General features: G+C 70.5%; 14 protein-coding genes. 7 read left to right on the forward strand and 7 right to left on the reverse strand.

What is annotated here, in order from left to right:
• Window positions 1–2: 2 nt before the first annotated feature.
• A complete protein-coding gene (locus D7V77_RS17520) occupies window positions 3–1601 on the reverse strand; it encodes an amidohydrolase (RefSeq protein WP_120577434.1) in 1599 nt (532 codons plus the stop codon).
• Between the two features lie 11 nt (window positions 1602–1612).
• Window positions 1613–1834 (reverse strand): hypothetical protein, encoded by a 222-nt coding sequence (locus D7V77_RS17525; RefSeq protein ID WP_120577435.1) that lies wholly within the window; start codon window positions 1832–1834, stop codon window positions 1613–1615.
• Between the two features lie 226 nt (window positions 1835–2060).
• On the opposite strand from D7V77_RS17525, the gene D7V77_RS17530 reads away from it, so the two are divergent.
• Window positions 2061–3416, forward strand: a complete 1356-nt coding sequence (locus tag D7V77_RS17530) for a nodulation protein NfeD (RefSeq protein WP_120577436.1) — start codon at window positions 2061–2063, stop codon at window positions 3414–3416.
• Complete coding sequence (locus D7V77_RS17535) at window positions 3413–4237, forward strand: slipin family protein (RefSeq protein ID WP_120577437.1); 825 nt, start codon at window positions 3413–3415, stop codon at window positions 4235–4237. The genes D7V77_RS17530 and D7V77_RS17535 overlap by 4 nt, the downstream gene beginning before the upstream one ends.
• An 80-nt stretch (window positions 4238–4317) precedes the next feature.
• Here the strand turns inward: D7V77_RS17535 and D7V77_RS17540 are convergent, their stop codons facing one another.
• Window positions 4318–4833 carry a peptidylprolyl isomerase gene (locus tag D7V77_RS17540; RefSeq protein ID WP_120577448.1) on the reverse strand — a complete coding sequence of 172 codons (516 nt, stop codon included), beginning with the start codon at window positions 4831–4833 and terminating at the stop codon, window positions 4318–4320.
• A gap of 139 nt (window positions 4834–4972) precedes the next feature.
• Window positions 4973–5464, reverse strand: a complete 492-nt coding sequence (locus D7V77_RS17545; RefSeq protein WP_120577438.1) for a DUF2721 domain-containing protein — start codon at window positions 5462–5464, stop codon at window positions 4973–4975.
• A 115-nt stretch (window positions 5465–5579) separates the two neighbouring features.
• Between D7V77_RS17545 and D7V77_RS17550 the strand changes: the two genes are divergently transcribed.
• From D7V77_RS17550 to D7V77_RS17565, 4 genes are all read left to right on the forward strand, one after another.
• On the forward strand, window positions 5580–6068 hold the full coding sequence (locus D7V77_RS17550) for a MerR family transcriptional regulator (protein ID WP_120577439.1): 489 nt from the start codon (window positions 5580–5582) through the stop codon (window positions 6066–6068).
• Complete coding sequence (locus tag D7V77_RS45715) at window positions 6065–8785, forward strand: VIT domain-containing protein (RefSeq protein WP_120577440.1); 2721 nt, start codon at window positions 6065–6067, stop codon at window positions 8783–8785. Before D7V77_RS17550 ends, D7V77_RS45715 begins: the two co-directional genes overlap by 4 nt.
• A 101-nt stretch (window positions 8786–8886) precedes the next feature.
• Window positions 8887–10035 (forward strand): hypothetical protein, encoded by a 1149-nt coding sequence (locus D7V77_RS17560; protein WP_120577441.1) that lies wholly within the window; start codon window positions 8887–8889, stop codon window positions 10033–10035.
• Window positions 10036–10077: 42 nt separating this feature from the next.
• Window positions 10078–10716, forward strand: a complete 639-nt coding sequence (locus D7V77_RS17565; RefSeq protein WP_120577442.1) for a phospholipid scramblase-related protein — start codon at window positions 10078–10080, stop codon at window positions 10714–10716.
• A 3-nt stretch (window positions 10717–10719) separates the two neighbouring features.
• Here the strand turns inward: D7V77_RS17565 and D7V77_RS17570 are convergent, their stop codons facing one another.
• Together D7V77_RS17570 and D7V77_RS17575 are read right to left on the reverse strand one after the other, a co-directional pair.
• Window positions 10720–11013 (reverse strand): YkvA family protein, encoded by a 294-nt coding sequence (locus D7V77_RS17570; RefSeq protein WP_233597072.1) that lies wholly within the window; start codon window positions 11011–11013, stop codon window positions 10720–10722.
• A 93-nt stretch (window positions 11014–11106) separates the two neighbouring features.
• On the reverse strand, window positions 11107–12162 hold the full coding sequence (locus tag D7V77_RS17575; protein ID WP_120577444.1) for an ABC transporter ATP-binding protein: 1056 nt from the start codon (window positions 12160–12162) through the stop codon (window positions 11107–11109).
• Window positions 12163–12340: 178 nt separating this feature from the next.
• Between D7V77_RS17575 and D7V77_RS17580 the strand changes: the two genes are divergently transcribed.
• A complete protein-coding gene (locus tag D7V77_RS17580; RefSeq protein WP_120577445.1) occupies window positions 12341–12973 on the forward strand; it encodes a nuclear transport factor 2 family protein in 633 nt (210 codons plus the stop codon).
• 86 nt (window positions 12974–13059) lie between these two features.
• Here the strand turns inward: D7V77_RS17580 and gyrA are convergent, their stop codons facing one another.
• Window positions 13060–15873 carry a DNA gyrase subunit A gene (gyrA, locus tag D7V77_RS17585; protein WP_120577446.1) on the reverse strand — a complete coding sequence of 938 codons (2814 nt, stop codon included), beginning with the start codon at window positions 15871–15873 and terminating at the stop codon, window positions 13060–13062.
• Between the last annotated feature and the right edge of the window lie 108 nt (window positions 15874–15981).

Here is a 15981-nt window from a genome sequence, read left to right on the forward strand (position 1 = left end):
CGTCACCCGTCCGCGAGGAACACCTCCGCGCCCGACACCACCGTGGCCAGCACGCGCGCGTCCACCAGCGCCGCCGCGGGCCCCTCCAGCGGATCCTCCGACAGCGCGACGAAGTCCGCGTCCAGGCCTGGCTTCAACCTTCCGCGCCGCGCCTCCTCGAAGGAAGCCCACGCGGGCCCCGCCGTGAAGCCCTCCAGCGCCTCCGCCGCGCTCAGGCGCTCCTCCGGATACCAGCCGCCCTCCGGCCAGCCCTTCGCGTCCTGCCGCGTGCGCGCCGCGTAGAGCCCCGCGAGCACGTCCGGGTTCTCGATGGGGAAGTCACTGCCCAGCGCCAGGTGCGCGCCCGCGTCCTTCAACGTGCGCCAGGCGTAGGCCCCCCGGAGCCGCTCGCGCCCCAGCCGCGTCTGTGCCCAGGGCATGTCGCTGGTGGCGTGCGTGGGCTGCACGCTGGCCACCAGACCCGCCGCGCCCAACCTCCGGATGTCCTCCAGCCGCAGAATCTGCGCGTGCTCCACCCGGTGACGCAGGGCCTGTGTGCCCGTCCGCTCCGCGCCTCGCAGGAGGACGTCCACGACCAATGTATTGGCACGGTCTCCAATGGCGTGGATGCACACCTGGAAGCCCCGCGACATGAAGGCCTGTGCCCGTGCCTCGAGTTCCTCGGGCGAGAGGAGCAACAGGCCGCGCTGGCCGGGCTCGTCGCTGTAGTCGTCGTGCAGCGCCGCGCCCCGGCTTCCCAGCGCTCCATCCGCCAGGAACTTCACCGAGCGCATGGACAGGTGACGCCCCTGCCACGGCCCCTGCTCCAGATAGCCGTGACGCTGTTCCCCCTGCCCCGCCGCCATCGCATACACGCGCAGGGGCAAGGTCCCCGCAGCGTCCCAGTCCTGCAACATGCGGAAGGCCTGCAGGTCCATGCCCGCGTCGTGCACGCCCGTGAGCCCGACCTGCGCGCACCGCTCCAGGGCGGCTCGCAACCGGGTCTCCAGTTGCTGGCGCGTGGGCGCGGGAATGGCGGCCTCCACCACGTCCATCGCGTTGTCCACGAGGACGCCGGTGGGCTCGCCGTTCGCGTCCTTGAGGATGCGGCCTCCTGGCGGATCCAGCGTGTCCCGCGTGATGCCCGCGCGGCGCAGCGCCTCGCCGTTCACCCAGGCCGCGTGATGATCCACCCGCATGAGGAACACCGGCGTCGTGGGGAAGCGCGCATCCAGTTCCTCGCGGCCAGGGAACACGGCGCCGGGCCACTCGTTCTGGTCCCACCCCTTGCCGAGCAACCAGTCCCCCTGGAAGCTCGACGCGGGCGCCTTCGCCAGACGCTGGAGGACGTCCTCCACCGAGGGCGCCTTCTCCAGGCGCACCGTGGTCAGGCTCTTGCCCAGACCGTGCAGGTGCGCGTGCGCGTCCACCAGGCCGGGCACCACCGTGGCGCGGCCCAGGTCCACTTCACGCGCATCAGGCCCCGCGGCGGCGCGCGCTTCCGCGAGCGTCCCCACCGCGAGCACCCTTCCGTCGCGCACCGCCAATGCTTCCGCGCGCGGACGCTCCGCATCGAGCGTCCACACGCGCTCCGCCCTGTAGACCGTGGTCTCCGCCGTCATGGCGCGGAAGACTACCCGCCGCCCTCGGGGAAGCCACCGTCCACGTCCGGCGCATTGACGGGACCCGCGGGGCCCGCCGGTTCGTTGGGCACGTTCTGGATGACTTCGCGGTTCGTGTCCGGGCCCTGGATGGGCATCTGGTCCTCCGTCCCCGGGGGCTGGGTGGTCCTGCAAGCTCCCGCCCCAACAGCGGACAGGCCCAGAGCAGCGATGATCAGCACGGCACGGCGCATGAAACCTCCTGGAAGAAGAGCGAGAGGCTGACCCTAAGGAGGTGCGTCCTTCTCCAGCAACGCGCATCCCCTCCATCGTCCAGGACTGGATGCACAAGCGGGGCGCCGGGCCCTCCCTGCCCGCCTGCCCTCCAGGCCCCCGGCTTCAAGACGCGGTCATCCGAAGGTCCGATGCACATCGTTGTCCGAGTGCGTGTGCGAGAGGGGCGCGCATTCGGGGGCGGACATGCAGGACCACGTCGACAGGATGCGCTGGCGCCATCACGTCCTCTGGGGCTGGCTCCTGGCGTTCCTCTTCGTGGGCCTCGCCGCTCCGGCGGCTCCCGCTTCATCGTCCTTCGTCGCGCGGTGCGAGTTGGAGGGCGTGGTGGATGCCGGCTCGGGCGCGTACCTCACGGACTGCGTGAAGCGCGCGGAGGATGAGGGAGCCTCGGCGCTGCTCGTGCGGCTGGACACTCCGGGCGGTTCCTTGGACGCCACCCGCACCGTGGTGCGCGCGTTCCTGGGCTCGCGCGTTCCCGTGCTCGTGTGGGTGGGACCTTCCGGCTCACGTGCAGGCAGCGCGGGCGTGTTCATCGCGCTCGCATCGAACGTGAGCGCCATGGCTCCGGGGACGAACATCGGCGCGGCGCATCCCGTGGGCTTCGGGGGCGAGGACGTGGAGCAGGTGGGTGGCGAGGAGCTCGCCCGCAAGGTGGAGAACGACACGGTCGCCTTCGCGGAGGGCATCGCCCGGCAGCGGGGCCGCAATCCGGAGTGGGCCGCGGCCGCCGTGCGCGACAGCGCCAGCGTTCCCGCGGACCGCGCCGTGGAGCTTCGCGTGGTGGAGCTCGTTGCTCCCACCGAGGCTGATTTCCTCTCCGCCGTCGATGGCCGCCGCGTGGAGGTCGCGAATGGAGACACCGTGACGCTCGCCACCCGCGAGGCCCGCGTGGTGTCGCTGGAGCCGGGGCTGTCACAGCGGGTGGTGCATGCGCTCGCGCAGCCGTCGCTCATCTACCTGCTGTTCCTCGTCGCGGCGCTGGGCCTGGTGGTGGAGCTGTCCCATCCGGGCGCGGTGGCGCCGGGGCTCATTGGCTGCGTGGCGCTGGTGCTGGCGTTGATGGCTTCGGCGACGCTGCCGGTGCGCTCGGGGGCGCTGGTGCTGATGCTGGTGGGCGTGGGGCTCATCCTCGCGGAGCTGTTCGTCACCAGCGGACTGCTGGGCGCGGCGGGCGTGGGGCTGTTGATATTGGGCGGCGTGTTCCTGGTGGACCGCTTCGAACCGGGCTGGTTCGTGGAGCCATCCTTCCGCTTGTCGTGGGGCGTGATGCTGCCCACGGCGCTCGTGTTCGCGGGGACCGCGGCCTTCATCGCGTACCGCAGCGCCCAGACGCGCAAGCTGCCACAACGGGGCGGCGACGCGGGGCTCGTGGGCGAGGCCGGCACGGCGCTGGGCCTCGTCACGCCCTCGGGCGGCGAGGTGTTCGTCCACGGCGAGCGCTGGCGCGCCGTCTCCTTCACTCCCATCCGCGAGGGCGCCCGGGTCGTGGTGCGCGCCGTGGAAGGGCTCACCCTCACCGTCGCGGAGTCGATGCCATGAACGAGCTGGTTGGAGCGCTGGGTTGGCTCATCCCCGTGGCGCTGCTGTTTCTTCTCTTCATCTCCGGCGTGCGCATCGTCACCGAGTACCAGAACGGCGTCGTGTTCCGGCTGGGCCGCTACGTGGGCCTCAAGCGCGCGGGCTTCCGCTGGCTCATCCCCTTCGTCGAGCGGATGGTCATCATCGACCTGCGAACGGTGGCGCGCGACGTGCCCCCGCAGGACGTCATCACCAAGGACAACGTCAGCGTGAAGGTCAACGCCGTCGTCTACTTCCGCGTCATCCAGGCGGACAAGGCCGTGCTCCAGGTGGAGGACTACCTCTACGCCACCAGCCAGATTGCGCAGACCACCCTGCGCGCCATCCTGGGCCAGGTGGAGCTGGACGACCTGTTGTCCCAACGCGAGCGCATCAACCACGAATTGCAGCAGGTGCTCGACGCGCGCACCGACCCGTGGGGCGTGAAGGTCTCCAACGTGGAGGTGAAGCACATCGACCTGCCGTTCGAGATGCAGCGGGCCATCGCGCGGCAGGCCGAGGCCGAACGCGAGCGCCGCGCGAAGATCATCGCCGCGGAAGGCGAACACCAGGCCGCGGAGAAGCTGGCCCTGGCCGCGGACGTGCTCAGCCGCAACCCCGCCACGCTCCAGCTGCGCTACCTGCAGACGCTGGTGGAGATCACCGGCGGCGGCAACCACACCATCCTGCCCATCCCCCTGGAGCTGCTGCACGCGTTCGGCGCCGTGCCCGCGCGGCCCTTCCGCCCGGAGGAGGCCCGCGAGGAGGAGGAGGACGAGGACGCGTCCCACGGCCCGTCTTGAAACGCCTCCGGCGGAAACGACGAAGGTCCACCCGCGCGCGAGGCACGGATGGACCTTTCGGGTGAGACGGAGCGGCGGGATTACAGCTGGCCGCTGTCCTCGATCTTCACGGGCTGGCGCGTCGCGCCGGACTGGCTGCCCACGCCTTCAATCTTCTTCACCACGTCCATGCCCTCGACGACCTTGCCGAAGACGACGTGCTTGCCGTCGAGCCAATCCGTCTTGGCCGTGGTGAGGAAGAACTGCGAGCCGTTGCTGTTCGGGCCCGCGTTGGCCATGGAGAGGATGCCCGGGCCCGTGTGCTTGTGCTTGAAGTTCTCGTCCGCGAACTTCTCACCGTAGATGGACTCGCCGCCGTAGCCATTGCCGAGCGTGATGTCGCCGCCCTGGCACATGAAGTTCGGGATGACGCGGTGGAAGGGCGTGCCCTTGAAGTGCAGCGCCTTGCCACCGCGGCCGGTGCCCTTCTCGCCCGTGCACAGGGCGCGGAAGTTCTCGGCGGTCTTGGGGACGTCGTCGGAGAACAGCTCCATCACGATGCGGCCGGCGGGCTGGCCACCAATCGACATGTCGAAGAAGACCTGGGCGTTTGCCATGTTCACGTGCTCCACGGTGAGGGTTGAGCCACAGAGGCTGCTGAATCCTGCGCGATACCAGGCGCGCGAGCCGGGACCTACCAGACCCGCGCGTCTCGGAGGCACCCGCTAGCACCTTCGCGTGCGCTGCGGAACAAATTCAGGGCGCTGGCGGGTCGCCCGGCCGCCCGTCGCGGAAGAGCTCCGCGCCCTCCAGCGTGATGGCGCGGCGGCTCAAACGCAGCGACGCCAGGGCCAGCACCGCCGTGGAACCCAACAGTCCCACGCCCAGGGAGAAGGACATCACCGGCAGCCCCTCCGGCACCGCGACGCTGCGGCGCAGCAGGTACAGGAGCGACGTCACCACGAAGGACAAGAGCGCCGCGTAGGTGAAGCCAATGGCCCGGGCGAGGATGGCGTGGCGGCGGTCCATGATGGCCACCTCCTCGCGCAGGAGCGAACGGCGCGCATGGCCCTCCGGCAGCGTGCGCCACTCCCGGACCATGTCCCGCATGCGCGCGGTGATGCGCGAAATCTGATTGTCCAGGCCGGTGGCCAGGATGCCGCACCCGGACACCATCACCGCGGGCGTCACCGCCGTACCAATGAGCTGGATGGAGGAGGGGTCCAGGCCGTCCACGCCGACGTTCATGCCCCCTTCTGTCCCACCGCCCGCCCGGCCGCCACCCCATGCATCCCGACACCACCACTGGCAAATCGCCACCGACGTCTTGACACCACGACTGTCACAACATACTGTCAGGTTCGTGAGCACGCCCAAGACACAGACGGAGTGGAAGCTGACCGCGCTGGCGGAGGAGGTGGGCATCTCGCCTCGCACGGTCCGCTATTACGTCCAGCGGGGCCTCCTGCCCGCGCCGCCCTTCAAGGGGCCGGACACGGTCTACGGAGAGGAGCACCGGGTGCGGCTCAAGGCCATCCGGGTGCTCCAGGCGAGGTTCCTGCCACTGGACGCCATCCAGGCGGAGCTCTTGCGGTTGTCGCCGGAGGAGCTGCGCCGGCTGGCGGAGTCGCCGGTGGGCTCGGGGACGTTGCCGGTACCGGAGGACGTCCTCCGGATGCCCCCGAAGCGGCCGGGAAAAGACCCGACGGTGGAGGTGGCGCGTTACCAGCGCTGGCTCCTGGCGCCGGGGTTGGAATTGCACGTGTCGGAGCAGGCGGAAGCGAAGGTCCGGGCGCTGGCGGAGCGGGTGCGCGCCCTCATCGAGGAGTTCCAGGAAGGAACGCGGTCATGAACGAGCAGGCGAAGTGTGGGCTGTTCACGCGGGACGGGGCCCAGGTGCCCCTGCAGGGAGTGGAAGTCTCCGGTGAGCTGCTCGGGGGGCACGCGCGGGTGCGCGTGACGCAGCGCTACCGCAACGACGAGAAGAAGCCGGTGGAGGCCATCTACACCTTCCCCCTGCCCTCCGACGCGACGCTCAGCGCCTTCTCCATGACGTGCGCGGGCCGCCGCGTGGCCGGCGTGGTGAAGGAGCGCGAGGCGGCCTTCCGCGCCTACGACGACGCCATCACCGAAGGACACGGCGCGGCGCTGCTGGACCAGGAGCGCGCCAACGTCTTCACCGCGCAGGTGGGCAACCTGCTGCCGGGCGAGGAGACGCTGGTGGAGGTGGAGTTCCTGCAGACGCTCACCGCGGAAGAAGGCAGCGTGCGCTGGATGCTGCCCACGCTGGTGGCGCCCCGGTACATGCCCGGCGCGGTGCACGGCGACCGCACCGGCCACGGCAGCGCGGCCCCCACGACGCGGGTGCCGGACGCGGACCGCATCTCCCCGCCCACGAGCATGAACGTGGACTACGGGCTGCGCATGGACCTGCTCATCGACGTGGGCCGTGACGTGGTGGTGGAGAGCCCGTCCCACCGCATCACCGCCACCAAGGACGGCACCCGCACGCGGGTGACCCTGCAGCGCGATTCGTTCCTCAAGGACTTCGCGGGCAACGAGGTGGCGCTGGACCGCGACGTGGTGCTCACGATGCGCAACGCCAACCCGGACGTGATGCTCACGCCCGTGGTCACCCACCGGAAGGCGGAAGGCCCCGGCACGTTCGCGCTCACGGTGGTGCCGGACCTGCTGAACCTGGCGACGACGCCGCCCCGGCAGGAGGTGGTGTTCGTGGTGGACACGTCCGGCTCCATGGACGGCGACAGCCTGCCCCAGGCCCAGGCCGCGCTCCGGCTGTGCCTGCGCCACCTGCGTGAAGGTGACCGCTTCAACGTCATCGCGTTCGAGAACTCGTTCCGCTCCTTCTCTCCGCAGACGGTGCAGTTCACCCAGCGCACGCTGGAGCAGGCGGACGCGTGGGTCGCGGGGCTGAGGGCCTACGGCGGCACGGAGCTGCCGGAGCCGATGGTCACCGCGATGAAGGCCGCGCCGGACGGCGTGGTGGTGCTGCTGACGGACGGCCAGGTGGGCAACGAGAACGAAATCCTCGAGGCGGTGCTCGCGGCGCGCGGGACGGGGCGGGTGTTCTCGTTCGGCATCGGCACCAACGTGAGCGACGCGCTGCTGCGCGACCTGGCGCGCCGCACGGATGGCGCGGTGGAGTTCATCCACCCGGGAGAGCGCATCGACGAGAAGGTGGTGGCGCAGTTCTCGCGGGCACTCGCGCCACGCGTCACCGACCTGGAGGTGCGCTTCGACGGCGTGGAGGCCAGCGAGCTGGCGCCGGCCACGCTGCCGCCGCTGGTGGATGGCACGCCGTGGACGCTCTTCGGGCGCTATGCGCAGGCGGGCACGGGCAGCGTGACGCTGAAGGGGAAGTCGGGCCGGGAGCCCTTCTCCCTCACGGTGCGGTTGGATTTGCCCGCGCAGTCGGACCGGCCGGTGGTGGAGAAGTTGTGGGCCGCCGAGCGCATCCGGGGCTGGATGGACGCGGGGCTGGTGGGCCGGCGCGCGGAGGCGATGAAGGAGCGCATCGTCCGGCTCGCCGTCGAGCACCAGCTGGCCACGCAGTACACGTCCTTCGTGGTGGTGGAGGAGCGCCAGGGCGACCGCCGTGCATCCGGCACGCCGGACACGCGCGTGGTGCCGGTGAACGCGCCCGCGGGCTGGAGCATGTTCAACCAGGCCGCTCGGGACATGGACGACGAAGACGTGCCGGAGGGCGGGCTCGCGGACGCGCTCGCGCCGGCGCGGCCGCCCGTGATGAAGCGGCGGGTGGCTTCGAAGTCGATGCCCGCGCCCGGAGGGGTCAGCCGTTCCCGGGGCGGCGCGGTCCCCCCGCCGCCTCCGAGCATGTCCGCGCCCTCCCCTGCGCCCGCGCGCGACCTGGGGCCGGAGCCCACCACCGGGTCCTCCTTCCAGGCGGAGTTCGCGGATGGCTCCGGACCCGGGGGCGCCAGCGCGCCCATGGAGCGCAGGGAGCAGGAGTCCGCGAAGAGCGCGAAGAAGGAGAAGGGTGGGCTCTTCGACCGGCTGATGTCCGCCGCGAAGCCGCGCAAGGACGCCGCCATGCAGAGCGCCCCGGAGCTGGAGTCTCGGCGCGCCCAGGAGCAGAAGGCGGAGGTGGTCTACGAGCAGGAGAAGGAGTCCCTGCCGCTGTCCGTGGCGGAGGCCTCCATCCCCACCGAGGACGTGGGCGGCATCCTGGGCCAGCAGTTGGCGAACGGGCTGTGGGCCGGCACGGGTGAAGGACCGGAGCCGGTGCGTCAGGCTCGCGCCACCGCGCGGGTGCTGTTGGTGCTCCTGCGCGAGGGCATCACCAGCAGCCACCCGCTGCACGGCGCGCAGGTGAAGAAGGCCGTGGACGCGCTGCTCGCGCTGGCCTCGCAGCTGGGCCAGGCGCCGGACGTGGCGGAGCTGGCGCTGGGCGTGGCGTGGCTGGTGGCGGCGGGTCCGCGTACGCGGGGCCGCATCGAGCAGGCCGCGAAGCCCCTTCCGGGTCTGGACGGGCGGCTGGGGGACATGGCCGCGCTCCGCCAGCACATGGAGACGTTGGCGACGCGGTAGGCCGCCGCGTGGCGTCACCCGGGCCCCGGTCCTCCTTTCCAGGAGGACCGGGGTCCCGGGTCTCCCGTCTTTCCGCGGGGGTGACTAGGGTGGGAGCCTGCATGGTCCTCGCGCCCTTCTTCCTGGCCGTCCTCGTCGCAGCGCAGCCCGGTCCTTCGCCCCGGGAAGGCGCGGCACCTCCCGCTGTCACGTCTCCAGGTCCCGTCACCGCGCCGCCGCTCGTGGCGAGTGACGAAGCCTGCGCCGCCGAGTCCGACTACGCGGCGGGCTTCGACGCGCTGGTGCGCGGACAGGATGCCCAGGCACTGGAGTTGTTGGAGCGCGTGATGCGGGTGTGCCCCGGGCATCCGTACGCGCCGGAGCTGGCGCGGCTGGCGCGAACGCGGATGGAGCCGGGCGCGCGACTGGCGCAGGACACGCTGGCGCGGCCGGTGGTGGCGGAGCCGGAGTCGCCCTCGAAGGAGGGACCGTCGAAGGGAGCCCGGGCGTCGTTGACCGTCGTGCAGACGCTGCACGGCATCACCCAGGGCATCCTGCTGTGCTCCATCTCCAACTGCCAGGATGGGCGCGCGTACGTGGCGGTGTCGCTGCTGGGCGGCGGCGCGGGGGCTGCGATTTCGCTGCTCGCCACCCGGAGCGGAATGACGCAAGGGCAGGCGGCGGCCATCAACTCCGGCACGGTGTGGGGCTTCGGCTATGGCCTTGCGTCCATGAGTTCGTTCGACCTGGACGGGGAAAGCGCCACGGGGGCGGTGATGGCGGGGGCGCTGGGCTTCACGGGCCTGGGCATCCTGGTGGCGGAGTTCGCGCGGCCCACCGCGGGCCAGGTGTCGCTGGCGAACTCCGGCGGCCTGTGGGCGGGCGTGGTGGCGGGGCTGGTGATGGCCACCCAGAGCGGTGAGACGCGCGACTTCATCGCCATCGAGCAGGGCGTGGTGGGCGCGGGCCTGCTCACCTTCGCACTGGTGGGGCGCAACCTGGACATCTCCCAGGGCCGGGTGCTGCTCATCGACGCGGGCGGCATCCTGGGCGGCCTGGTGGGCTTGAGCGCGATGTTCCTGGCGCTGGACAGCGACCACGGGGACGCGCTGCTGGTGGGCACCGCCGTGGGCGTGCTGGCCGGCCTGGGGACCGCGACGTTCCTCACGCGGGACTTCGATGCGCCGGATGACGTCCCCACCGTGTCCGTCGTCCCGGCGACGCTGGGACGCCACGGCGGCTTGGGGCTGGCGGTGCTGGGCCAGTTCTAGCCCTAAGCTGCCCGCTTTGTTCCGTTGCCTCCGGAGCCGCCCATGCCCGACGAGTCCCAGGCGCTGACCCTCTTGCGTGACGAGCACACGTTGCGCGTGCGGCAGGTGAAGGAGTGGGGCGAAATCCTCACCGGCTTCGAGGGCCGCAACCGCTACGAGGTGGTGGGCGACGACGGACGCCCGCTCTTCTTCGCGGGTGAAGTGGGCAGCGGACTGGGCCTGTTCCTCCTGCGCGGCTTCCTCAAGGCGAAGCGGCCCTTCAAGATGGAGCTCAAGTCCGCGCGTGGGGAGACACTCCTGCGGCTGCGCCGCCCGTGGCGCTTCTGGCTGTCCCGGCTGGAGGTGGAGGACGGCGAGGGACGGCACCTGGGCGCCATCCAGCAGCGCTTCCGCTTCTTCACCCGCGCCTACGACGTGCTCGGGCCCAACGACGAAGAGCTGGCCCACTTGAGCGGGCCGTTCTTCAGGCCCTGGACGTTCAACGTGGAGCAGCAGGGCCGCGAGGTGGGGACCATCGCGAAGAAGTGGAGCGGGTTCGGCAAGGAGATGTTCACGGACGCCGACAACTTCGGCGTCCGGTTCAACGGCCTGCACGACCCGCACGTGCGGACGCTGGTGGTGGCCGCGACGTTCCTCATCGACTTCGTGCACTTCGAGGACCGCCGCGGCGGCAACGACTGACGGCTAGGAGTGCCGGCGCAGCGTGGGCACGCGCGTCTGGCCCTCCTCATCACGCGGGAGTCCATCGAACGCGGGCTCACCGGCGGGCGGGGCGGGGCGCCAGCGCTGGACCTCACGCACCATGAAGAAGGCGGCGGCCGATAGAACGCCCAGGTCGTCCAGCCAGCCGAACACGGGGATGAAGTCCGGAATCGCGTCCACGGGCGACACGAAGTACAGGACGGCCAGCAGCCCGGACAGCTTGCGCCACGTCGCCACCCGAGGGTCGCGCACGTAGTGGAAGAAGCGGGTTCCCATTCCTCGAAGGCCTGCGATGTTCATACCCCTCCCTACGCATGGGGGACGCGGGTGATTGCACCATCCGTGCCGGGCGCTTGCACGCCTGGTGTGCTAGCGGGCGGCGCCGGATGTCTCCTCCAGCACGTCCGCGCGGCCCGCGACCTCCAGGCGGGCGCGGCTGCCCTCGCGAAAGGGGGCCGAGGAGGCGGCGCGCACCACCAGCGCCATGCCCGCGCAGGACACGGTGAAGTCCACGTGCGCGCCCCGGAAGGCGCGCTCCAGCACCTCCGCTCGCAGGGCGCCGCCCACCGCGACGCCGTCCGTGTCGGGGACGAGCCGCAGCGCTTCCGGGCGCAGGGAGAGCATCACCTCGCCGCGCGCCTCCGTGCTCAGCGGCAGGTTGCCCAGCGCCGTGCGCGCGGCGCGGCCAAAGGCTGAACCGGGCAGCAGGTTGGTGCCACCCAGGAAGTACGCGGCGAAGGCGCTGCGCGGCGCTTCGTAGACGGACTCGGGTGCGCCCTGCTGTTCCACCGTGCCCCCGCGCAGCAGCACCAGCCGGTCCGCGAAGGCCAGCGCGTCCCCCACGTCGTGCGTGGCGAAGAGCACCGCGGTGCCTCGCGCCTTGAGCACGCGGCGCCACTCTCCGAGGACGTTGGCGCGCAGGCCGGCGTCCATGCCGGCGAAGGGTTCATCCAGCACCAGCAGCTTCGTGCCGGAGGCCAGCGCGCGCGCCAGCAGCACGCGCTGCCGCTGCCCCCGGGAGAGGGTTCCGCAGGTGCGCGCTTCCAGGTCTTCCAGCTGGAACAGCGCCAGCATGCCGCGCGCGTGCGCCAGGCCTTCGCCCTTGGGCTGCACGCCCAGCACCACGTCGCGCACGGTGAGGCCGGATTCGAGCTCCGCGTCGTGGAGGACGCGGCGCAGCGGGCGCTGCTCCGGGGGCACGAACACGTCCGGCCCGGCGACCACGCGGCCCGCGAGCGTGATGTTGCCGGACGTCGGCTGCTCCAGGCCCGCCACCAGCCGCAGCAGCGCCGTCTTCCCGGAGCCGGAGGTGCCCATCAGCGCCACCGCGTCCCCCGGCTCCAGCGCCAGCGACACGTCGCGCACCGCCGGAGCGGCGGCACCGAGGAACTTCAGGGTGAGGGCATCGAGCGAGAGGAAGGCCATGACGGCGGGCACACTACGGTGCGGCACCGGCCGGGCCAAGCACCGGCCGCCCGGCCCGGTCCCAACGTGTCCGACTGTCGGACAGGCTCGTGCGGCGCGCTCCGCGGAGGGGAATCCCAGCGAGGCTTCCGCGCCGTGGGATTAGGCTCTTCGCCTTCCCCTTTTTCCGGGAGTCCCCATGTCGCGCCTGCTCGTCGCTTGTGCCGTCCTGCTGGGAACCGCGTCCTTCGCCCAGGCCCCCGCGGCCCCTTCGCCGCAGCCCAAGGCCGCGGCCGCCCCTGCCGCTCCGGAGAAGCCAAATCCAATCAAGGCCTCCGCGGAGCGCACCCAGGCCGCGCTCGCCCAACTGCCCAAGGCGAAGCCCGAGGACGTGAAGTCCCAGGACTCCATCCTCAAGGCGCTCTACGACGTCATCAGCGGACCGGCGGGCGCGGCTCGTGACTGGCAGCGCTTCCGCTCGCTCTTCTATCCGGGCGCCCAGCTCATCCCTCTGGGGAAGCCGCAGGGCGCGACCACGCTGGCGGCCCGCCCCATCACCCCGGAGGACTACGTGACGTGGGGCCAGGAGAGCACCGCGACGCATGGCTTCTTCGAGAAGGAGATTGCGCGCCAGACGCACGCCTTCGGCGCGCTGGTGCAGGTCATGAGCACCTATGAGGCGCGCGGCACGCAGGACGGGCCGCTCATCGCCAAGGGCGTCAACAGCATCCAGCTCTTCAACGACGGCCAGCGCTGGTGGGTGATGAACATCTTCTGGATCGACGAGAAGACCGCCGGCCTCACCGTGCCCAAGGACCTCACCCAGCAGTAGTCCCCCCGCACCAACGAAGAGGGCCGGGTCCCGGAGCGCGCATCCCGCGTCCCGTGCCCGGCCCTCCCGTGTTTCTACGCCTGGACTCAGCCTTCCGAGCCGGGCTCACCTTCCGTGCTGGCCGGGCCAGCCTCGTCCGCCGGAGCCTCCGGCGAAGCGGCCTCCACCGGCGCGGCCTCCGACGAAGCCTCGGCGCCAGCACCTTCCACCGGCGAGGTGGCCTCCGTCTCCTCCTCGGACTCCTCGCCTTCGGGCAGCTTGGAGATGGCCATCACCTTCTCCTCATCGTTCTCCAGCGCGATGAGGCGCACGCCCTGCGTGTTGCGGCCGATGACGGAGATCTCCTTCACCTTCATGCGGATGAGCATGCCGCCGTTGGTGACGATCATCACCTCGTCGCTGTCCTTCACCTGCACCACGCCCACCACGCGGCCGTTCCGCTCGGTGGCCTTGATGTCGATGATGCCCTTGCCGCCACGGCCCTGCTGCCGGTACTCGGCGCCTTCGGTGCGCTTGCCGTAGCCGTTCTCCGTCACCGTGAGGATGGCGCTGCTCTGCTCCGCGGGCGCCTGGCCCTCCTCCGGCTCCTTGTCCAGGAGGTCCGCGCCCACCACCTCGTCGCCGTCCTCCAGCGTGATGCCCTTCACGCCGTAGGCCTGACGGCCCATGGAGCGGACATCCTCTTCCTTGAAGCGGATGCTCATGCCCGTGGCCGTGGACAGGAGGATGTCCTTGGTGCCGTCGGTGATCATGACGCCCACCAACTCGTCGCCCTCGTCGATGCCCAGCGCGATGATGCCGCTGGCGCGGACGCTTTCGAACGCGCTCAGGTCCGTGCGCTTCACCACGCCCTTCTTCGTGACGAAGAAGACGTAGCGGTTCTCCGGGAAGTCGCGCGTCACCAGCACCTGCGCCAGCCGCTCCCCTTCCCCGAACTGCACCAGGTTCACGATGGCCTTGCCGCGCGACGTGCGGCTGCCCTGCGGAATCTGGTGCACCTTCAGCGAGTACAGCTTGCCCTTCGTGGTGATGGGCATGAGGTACGCGTGCGTGCTGGCCACGAACACCTTGGTGACGAAGTCGTCCTCCTTCGTCCCCGCGCCCGTCTTGCCGCGCCCGCCGCGCTTCTGCGCGCGGTACTCCGACAGGGGCGAGCGCTTCACGTAGCCCGTGTGCGACAGCGTGACCACCATCGTCTCTTCCGCGATGAGGTCCTCGCGGGTGAGGTCATCCACCGCGCCGGTGATCTCCGTGCGGCGCTTGTCGCCGTAGCGCTCGCGGATCTCCATCAGCTCCGCCTTGATGACGGAGAGCAGGCTCTTCTCGTTGGCCAGGATGTCGCGCAGGCGCGCGATGTCCCGCACCAGGCCAATCAGCTCCTTGAAGAGCTCTTCACGCTGCAGGCCGGTGAGGCGCTGCAGGCGCATCTCCAGGATGTTCTGCGCCTGGTCCTCGCTGAAGCCCGCGCCCTCGTACTTGTGCTCCAGGCCGCCGTAGGCCGGCTCCTCGTTGCGCGCGCGGCTGACCAGCAGCTCCATCTGCGCCTTGGCCTTCGCGTAGTCGATGCGGTCCAGGTTCTGGAAGCGCTCGCGCGTGTACAGCTCCGGCGACAGGATGTTCATCAGGCCCCAGCGCGCTTCATCCGGGTCACGCGACGCGCGGATGAGGCTGACCACCAGGTCGATGAGGTCCTGCGCGACGAGCAGGCCTTCCACGATGTGCATGCGCGACAGCGCCTTGCGCAGCTCGTAGCGCGTGCGGCGCGTCACCACGTCGCGGCGGTGCGCGATGAAGCGGTCCAGCAGCTCCTTCAGGTTGAGCGTGCGCGGCTGCCCGCCGTCGATGGCCAGCATCACCGCGCCGAACGTCGTCTCCATCTGCGTCATGGAGAAGAGGTTGTTGAGCACCACCTGGTTGATGGCGTCGCGCTTGAGCTCGATGACGATGCGCATGCCCTGACGGTCGCTCTCGTCACGGATGTCGCTGATGCCCTCCAGCTTCTTCTCGCGCACCAGCTCGGCGATCTTCTCGATGAGCCGGGCCTTGTTCACCTGGTAGGGGATCTCCGTGACGATGATGGCCTCACGGTCGCCCTTCTTGTTCGTTTCAATCTCCGTGCGCGCGCGGATGGTCATGGCCCCGCGGCCCGTCTCGTAGGCGCGGCGGATGCCATCGCGGCCGGTGATGATGGCGGCGGTGGGGAAGTCCGGCCCCTCGATGAACTCCATCAGGTCCAGGACGGTGCAGCCCGGATTGTCGATGAGGTGCAGCGTGCCGCTGATGACCTCCGTCATGTTGTGCGGCGGGATGTTGGTGGTCATGCCCACCGCGATGCCGCTGCTGCCGTTGACGAGGAGGTTGGGGAACTTGGCCGGCAGGACGAGCGGCTCTTCCAGCGAGTCGTCGTAGTTGGGGCCGAACTCGACGGTCTCCTTGTCGATGTCCCCCAGGAGGTCCTCCGCCAGCCGCTCCATGCGCACTTCCGTGTAACGCATGGCCGCCGGCGAGTCGCCGTCCACCGAGCCGAAGTTGCCCTGGCCGTCCACCAGCAGGTAGCGAAGGCTCCACTCCTGCGCCAAGCGCACCATGGCGTCGTAGACGGAAGAGTCGCCGTGCGGGTGGTACTTACCGATGACGTCACCCACCACGCGCGCGCTCTTCTTGTAGGCGCGGTTGTGGAGGTTGCCCAGGTCGTTCATCGCGAAGAGGACGCGACGGTGGACGGGCTTCAGGCCGTCGCGCACGTCTGGCAGCGCGCGGCCGATGATGACGGACATCGAGTAGTCGAGATACGAGCGGCGCATCTCGTCTTCGATGTTGATGGGAATGAGCTCTCCAGCGCCGCTCGACGGAGGAGGCGCGGGGGGCGTTGCCGGCGTGTCGGTGGTGTCGTCAGCCATGGGCTCTGGAAGGTGCGGACGGGCCCCTCACGTGGGGGGCTCCGCCCGATGGGAGAGTGTTCGTAACCCCCGGATTTCCCTCAGTCAATAAGGGAAACAGGGGGGATT

The sequence above is a fragment of the Corallococcus sp. CA041A genome, assembly GCF_003612075.1.
GTDB classification, from domain to species: Bacteria; Myxococcota; Myxococcia; order Myxococcales; family Myxococcaceae; genus Corallococcus; species Corallococcus exiguus.

Excerpts from the sequence above, each read along its gene's own strand:
- gyrA (WP_120577446.1), bottom strand. The coding sequence starts at position 15,873 with ATGGCTGACGACACCACCGACACGCCGGCAACGCCCCCCGCGCCTCCT.
- D7V77_RS17580 (WP_120577445.1), top strand. The coding sequence starts at position 12,341 with ATGTCGCGCCTGCTCGTCGCTTGTGCCGTCCTGCTGGGAACCGCGTCC.
- D7V77_RS17560 (WP_120577441.1), top strand. The coding sequence starts at position 8,887 with ATGGTCCTCGCGCCCTTCTTCCTGGCCGTCCTCGTCGCAGCGCAGCCC.
- D7V77_RS17545 (WP_120577438.1), bottom strand. The coding sequence starts at position 5,464 with ATGAACGTCGGCGTGGACGGCCTGGACCCCTCCTCCATCCAGCTCATT.
- D7V77_RS45715 (WP_120577440.1), top strand. The coding sequence starts at position 6,065 with ATGAACGAGCAGGCGAAGTGTGGGCTGTTCACGCGGGACGGGGCCCAG.
- D7V77_RS17570 (WP_233597072.1), bottom strand. The coding sequence starts at position 11,013 with ATGGGAACCCGCTTCTTCCACTACGTGCGCGACCCTCGGGTGGCGACG.
- D7V77_RS17540 (WP_120577448.1), bottom strand. The coding sequence starts at position 4,833 with ATGGCAAACGCCCAGGTCTTCTTCGACATGTCGATTGGTGGCCAGCCC.
- D7V77_RS17565 (WP_120577442.1), top strand. The coding sequence starts at position 10,078 with ATGCCCGACGAGTCCCAGGCGCTGACCCTCTTGCGTGACGAGCACACG.
- D7V77_RS17535 (WP_120577437.1), top strand. The coding sequence starts at position 3,413 with ATGAACGAGCTGGTTGGAGCGCTGGGTTGGCTCATCCCCGTGGCGCTG.
- D7V77_RS17525 (WP_120577435.1), bottom strand. The coding sequence starts at position 1,834 with ATGCGCCGTGCCGTGCTGATCATCGCTGCTCTGGGCCTGTCCGCTGTT.
- D7V77_RS17520 (WP_120577434.1), bottom strand. The coding sequence starts at position 1,601 with ATGACGGCGGAGACCACGGTCTACAGGGCGGAGCGCGTGTGGACGCTC.
- D7V77_RS17530 (WP_120577436.1), top strand. The coding sequence starts at position 2,061 with ATGCAGGACCACGTCGACAGGATGCGCTGGCGCCATCACGTCCTCTGG.
- D7V77_RS17575 (WP_120577444.1), bottom strand. The coding sequence starts at position 12,162 with ATGGCCTTCCTCTCGCTCGATGCCCTCACCCTGAAGTTCCTCGGTGCC.